Below are 4,983 nucleotides of genomic sequence, written 5' to 3'. Positions count from 1 at the left end.
GTGCCGGACTCGGTGCCGGCCTCTGATTCGCCGCTTGCCATATCGGGTTCGGCCGCGTTGCCGACGCGTACCACGTCCGCGTCCAGACCGGCCGTGAACACCCAGCCTGCCACCCGCAACGCCGGATGGTCCGGCAGTTGCGCGGGCAGGTCCAAGGCCCTCGCCGCCACCGGTGCGTCGGCCACCAGGAACACCCATTGCTGGCCGGCGCTGTCGGGCAGCTGCGCGGCCGCGGCCTCGCCCAGCAGCGCGTAATACGCGGCATTATCGGTGCCGCGGATCCGGCCTAGCAGCGACTGCGCCTGAGCCAGGTTCAGCACCCGCAACGTCATGCCCTGCCATGCCACACGGGCCAGGGCGGGCGGCTGCCGTGCGCGTTCGGCCCACGCCAGTTGGCGCGCCGCCTGCGCGTCGAACGCGGCACGCTGGTCTTCGGCTTCCACCAGACGCTGGGCCCGCTGCTGCTCGCGCCAGCGCTTGCGCGGATCACCGCCCCCGGATTCGCTCATTTTCCCTTGCGCAACGATACCGGCACGCCCCAGACGGGGTCTTCAATGCCCTGCTGCCCCAGCGTGGTGATCTGCATGGGTTGGAGCTTGGACAGCAGCTGCTGATGTGCCGCGCTGACGTTCTTGCGGCGCGCGATGAGCTTCTGCGAAAACTCCATGGGCGCCGGACGGGTGTAGACCGTCATGTCCTCAAGCGGGCACTCGATCATCTTGGCCTCGACCGCGCGACACGCGGACTGCCGGTACTTGTAGCTGGGTGTCTTCAGATGCATGCGCTGGCTCAGCACCAGTTGGCCGGCCTTGAGCGTGAAGCTTGCCAACGCCTGTTTGGGCGGAATGCGCGACTGGATCTTGATCGCGGGGATGTCGCGGTACTGCGTATCTTCGCGGTACCCTGCGGCCCCGGTCTGGGTGGTCTGGCTGTACTGCTGCTCGCCCCAGCTCACGCAGGCGCCCGACGCCGCATGCACGGCAGTGCACACCGTTCGCGACCCCGTCTGCGTGCCATAGCTGGCATCGTGCCAGTTGGTCTGCTTGTAGAACTCGCGGTAGAGCTCCGGCGACAGATAAGACGTGCCGTTCGCGCCGCGCCCCGAGCCGACCGGGCCGCGCTGAGCGCCCACCTCATCCAGTAACGCATTCAGCTTGTAGTCGTCGCCGCCGGTCAGCAGATACTTGCCAGGCGGCAGGATATGGACTTCGAACGAATTGAACAGAAGGGGCGTCTTCGTGTCCTTCTGCAACGAATTGGTCTGGAAGCTGCGGCTGAAGGTCACTTGCGGCGCGGCTTCGTTCATCCAGATCACGCGGGTGGTGTACGTCGTCATGGCCAGCGCGTCGCCCAGCGTGGGGTGCGGCGTCAGATCGGCCACCAGCACCACGGCCATGTCCGACTTCAGCGCTTCGTCGATCAGATCCAGCAGCTGCGAATAGCGCGGATCGTCCATGGTGCCTTCGCCGCTCAAGAACGGCTGGGTGGCGCAGCCGGACAGGGCAAGCGAAAAGGCCAGGGCGGACAGGGCAAGTCGCGGGCGCGGCAATGTCATGGAGCAGTCCTTGAATGAGGCGGAATCGGATCGTTGACCCGGCATACTACTGATTCAGGGCCGGATCGCAATGTCTGCTTGGGGGACTGAAACATGGCGCGCTGCGGGGCGACGCGCATCCCGGCGGACTTGCGCCGTGCCCCTCACAACGCCTCGTGGCCGAAAGACCAGCAGCGGCGCGACCTCTCGACCGCGCCACACGAATCCGCCCCGGCATAGACGTGCAACGACGGCGGCGAGGGACCCGAAAATTATTGTTGCGTTTGTTTCGGGTCTTGATGTTGTGCTAGAGTGGTTTCACAACGTCAACACGCCAATCAGCCAAAACCCGTGTCCAGATTCCTGTCGATCGTGATTATTCGCACCTCCGCTGCCATTGGGCGTCGGGGGCGAATTACGTTGGGCTGCTAAGCCCCACCTTCGCACCTCACCTTCCAAAGGGCAGCGTACAGAACGCTGCCCTTTTTGCATTTCTGGACTCGAAACATGTACAAGCTGAATCTTTTCAAGCATGACTTCCCGCTGGCCACCACTCACGCCAACAAAGCGGACGCCTTGCGGCGCTGGTCGAGCAAGGCGGTCGTCGACGGCCTGCACCGCACGCAGGGCGCGCGGCCGCTCTTCCTGTTGCACGACGGGCCGCCCTATGCCAATGGCGCCTTGCACCTTGGCCACGCCGTCAACAAGGGCCTGAAGGACTCGGTGGTGAAATTCAAGCGGCTGCAGGGCTATTTCGCGCCGTACGTGCCGGGCTTCGATTGCCACGGCCTGCCGGTCGAGCTGGAGGTCGAACGCCTGGGCCACGGCAAGGACGATCCGCCGGCTTTCGTGGCGGCGTGCCGGTCCTACGCGCGTTCGCAGGTGGATCTGCAGACGGCCCAGTTCCGCGACCTGGGCGTCGCTGCCGACTGGGAGCAACCCTATCTGACCATGGCTCCCGGCTTCGAGGCGGGCGCGGCAAAGCTGTTCCAGACGCTCCCCGGCGCCGTCAGGCGGCTGCGCCCGGTGCATTGGTGTCCGGCCTGCGCCTCGTCGCTGGCCGAAGCCGAGGTCGAATACAAGACCAAGGTCGGCGACAGCCTGGTCGTGCTGTTTCCGGTGGCGGGCCACGAGGACCTGTTCCTGGACGTATGGACCACCACGCCGTACACGCTACCTGCCAACAAGGCCGTCGCCTACAACCCGGCCTTGAGTTACGTCGCCGTCCATGACGGCACGCGCACAAGGGTGCGGCTGCGCCAGACCGGCGACGAGCCACTGCCCGACGTCGACCTGGCGGGGTTGACGGTAGTCAGCCCCTACACCCGTGACACCGTTCCCGTCCTGCCGGCGGATTTCGTCAGCCGGGCCGGCACGGGGCTGGTGCACATGGCGCCGGCCTTCGGCACGGATGATTTCCGCGTCTGCGAGCCGTACGGCCTGGCGGTCGAGCAATACCTCGACGAGCACGGCCGCTTCGTCCTCGCGGGCATGGAAGGCATGGATCTGGCCCAAGCCAGGGCCCACGTGCTGGAACGCGTGGCCCCGCTGGTCGTGTCCGTGTCCACCCTGGAGCACGAGTATCCGCATTGCTGGCGCCACAAGACGCCGGTGTTCTTTCGCGCTTCGCAAGAGTGGTTCCTGGACCTGACCGACACCCGGCAGCAGGCGCTGCGCGCGCTGGATGATGTGGAGTTCGTGCCCGCCTCCGGCCGCGAACGGCTTACCAGCATGCTGGCCGGACGCGGGGCCTGGTGCGTGTCGCGCAACCGGCTGTGGGGAACGCCGCTCGTGGATCCGGCCGACCCCGATGACCTGCGGCTGGCGGCTCGCGTTGCTGCCGAAGGTGTAGAAGCCTGGCAGAGCGAAGGCCCCCGCCGCACGCTGGACGTCTGGTTCGACAGCGGCGTGACCCATCAACTGGTGCTGATGCAGCGCTACGGGCGCACGGCGGACGTCTACCTGGAAGGCTCGGACCAGCACCGCGGCTGGTTCCAGTCTTCGCTGCTGACCTGCGCCGCGGCCGGCCACGGCGCGCCCTATAAGCAGGTTGTCACTCATGGCTTCGTCGTGGACGGCACGGGCCAGAAGTTCTCGAAGTCCAGCAAGAACTACCAGCCGCTGGACCAGATGCTGAAGACTCTGAGCCCGGACGTGTTGCGCTTGTGGGCACTGCAGCAGGACTTCACGCGCGAACTGAAGTTCTCGGCCGAAGCGCTTGCGCTCACCAAGGAGCGCTTTCGCAAGCTGCGCAACACCATGCGTTTCTGCCTGCAGAACCTGCAGGATTTCGATTGGCAGCCGCAACCGGTATCGCATCCGTTGGACCGGGTCCAGGTGGCCTTGCTGCGCAAACTGGGCGGCGACGTGTGCCAGGCGGCCGACCGCTACGATTTCGCCGCGGCCGTGTCCCATCTGCTGCGCTACGCCGAAAGCGCATCCAGCGATTACTTTCCGGCAGTGAAAGACAGCCTCTATTGCGACCACCCCGACGCGCCGCGCCGGCGTCAGGCGCAGCATGTGCTTGGCCTGCTGGTACGCACGCTTGCGCGCCTGCTGACGCCGGTGCTGCCGTTTTCTTGCGAGGAAGTTTTTCAGTATCTGAAGGCAGCGGGCGCGGAACAGGGGGAAAGCGTACTGCTGGCCACCCTTGCCGACGTGGCCCTGCCCGCCGCGGCGGACGAGGCCGCGGACCTGGCGGCCTACGGTGCTGCGGTCGACGTCAAGGGCGCGCTCAACCGATGGGTCGAAGCCAACCGGAACGAATGGGTCAAGGGCGCGGCGCAGGTGGACGTCACGTGGTCGCCGTCGACGGCCGACAGGCTTGGCGCCTTCGCGGAGGTTCTCGGCGCCGCGGCGGTCGTCCACGAGGGCCGGTCAGGCGACGGCGCGGAAGTGACCTTCTCGCCCACGGGCTGGCGCGCCTGCGCCTGCTGCAGGAAGCACGAGCCGTCCGTAACGGACGACGCAGACTTGTGTACGCGCTGCGCGGCAGTGCAGGGAACCGTCAGCGAAGTCCTGCCCTGAACGCGGGGACCGGGAAGGGCAAAGGGGGTTCCGCCCCCTCCCCGACCTTAGCCTCGCTTGCCGAACAGCATTGCCAGCCCGAACAGCGCGCCCAGCCCGCCCACGATGGCCAGCGAGATCGACGGTTCGCGCTGGTTCAGCGCCATGACGGCGGAGCCGGCGCCCAGCGCGGTGATCAGCAGCCCGACCAGACGGCCGGCGGCGGAACCGTAGAAATGCGTGCGGCGCGCGGCGGCGGTGCCGGCCGGCTGCCGCTTCTGCCACGCCTGCAGCGCCTGTTCGAAGTCGCGCAGCAGGCGCTCGCGGCTGGGCAGGTCCACCGGGCTTACCAACAGCGTGGGCAAGCCCGGGCGGATCAACTTGAGGTAATCGTCGGTGCCCCAGCTCTTCAGATCGGCAAAGGCGATCGGCCCGCGCCGGGA

Annotated in this window: 2 protein-coding genes and 2 pseudogenes; 1 reads left to right on the top strand and 3 read right to left on the bottom strand. The window is 66.9% G+C overall.

Annotated elements, in window-relative coordinates:
- Both ACO6D5_RS26970 and ACO6D5_RS26965 read right to left on the bottom strand, forming a co-directional pair.
- A pseudogene (locus tag ACO6D5_RS26970) lies at positions 1 to 509 on the bottom strand (hypothetical protein); the annotation flags it as partial.
- Entirely contained in the window at positions 506 to 1,555 is a 1,050-nt protein-coding gene (locus ACO6D5_RS26965) for a hypothetical protein (RefSeq protein WP_485827078.1), read from the bottom strand. The gene ACO6D5_RS26965 and the pseudogene ACO6D5_RS26970, both read right to left, overlap by 4 nt.
- 486 nt (positions 1,556 to 2,041) lie before the next feature.
- Here ACO6D5_RS26965 and ACO6D5_RS26960 point away from each other — a divergent pair, with 486 nt between their 5' ends.
- Positions 2,042 to 4,561, top strand: coding sequence for an isoleucine--tRNA ligase (locus ACO6D5_RS26960; RefSeq protein ID WP_485827077.1), 2,520 nt, complete (start codon positions 2,042 to 2,044; stop codon positions 4,559 to 4,561).
- Positions 4,562 to 4,608: 47 nt separating this feature from the next.
- Here ACO6D5_RS26960 and ACO6D5_RS26955 read toward each other — a convergent pair.
- A pseudogene (locus ACO6D5_RS26955) lies at positions 4,609 to 4,983 on the bottom strand (hypothetical protein); the annotation flags it as partial.

The sequence above is a fragment of the Achromobacter sp. genome, from assembly GCF_057314935.1.
This window is presented reverse-complemented; position numbering and strand designations above follow the sequence as displayed.

Excerpts from the sequence above, each read along its gene's own strand:
- ACO6D5_RS26965 (WP_485827078.1), bottom strand. The coding sequence starts at position 1,555 with ATGACATTGCCGCGCCCGCGACTTGCCCTGTCCGCCCTGGCCTTTTCG.
- ACO6D5_RS26960 (WP_485827077.1), top strand. The coding sequence starts at position 2,042 with ATGTACAAGCTGAATCTTTTCAAGCATGACTTCCCGCTGGCCACCACT.